The following is a 528-nucleotide window of genomic DNA, read 5'->3' on the forward strand; positions in this document are numbered from 1 at the left end:
GTGTGGCGAGCTGTTTGCGATAGAGTGATGCACGCAGTAAATGTCGCTTGAGCGCGAAGTGCTGGCGAATCGGTCCGAAGCTCGATAAGAACGCTTGTGTGCGATCAGGATCGCGGAAACCACGCATCCGTCGTTCGCGCTCACGCGTGGGTTGATGGCTATTTTCGGCACGGTTGTTCACCCGAGCACTGGCTTTGACGAAGACGTGTTTGATCTTTGCCAGTTCGGGAATTTCGGCCTTCGCGGCCGGATAACTGCGCAACTGATCGGTGACAATCCTTCGCGGCGCGTCGGGACAGGCGGCCAGCACGCGTTTGAAGAAGCGCTTCGCCGCCGCCTTATCGCGACGTTTCTGCAGCAGGATGTCGAGTTCGGCACCGTGCTGGTCGACTGCCCGCCAGAGCAGATAAGGCTCCCCGCGCAACGTAACGAAGACCTCGTCAAGATGCCATGTGCTGCCGGTTTTGCGGCGAGCCGCCTTGACGCGATGTGCGAAGCCCGCGCCGAATTTATCGCACCAGCGGCGGA

General features: G+C 60.0%; 1 protein-coding gene. It reads right to left on the reverse strand.

The genetic code is table 11. The annotated features are described in order from the left end of the window. Positions 1-528 (reverse strand): IS6 family transposase (locus tag KFO72_RS41915; RefSeq protein WP_225034567.1); only part of this gene is annotated, 528 nt, incomplete at both ends.

The sequence above is a fragment of the Paraburkholderia sp. XV genome, assembly GCF_020177535.1.
GTDB classification, from domain to species: Bacteria; Pseudomonadota; Gammaproteobacteria; order Burkholderiales; family Burkholderiaceae; genus Paraburkholderia; species Paraburkholderia caribensis.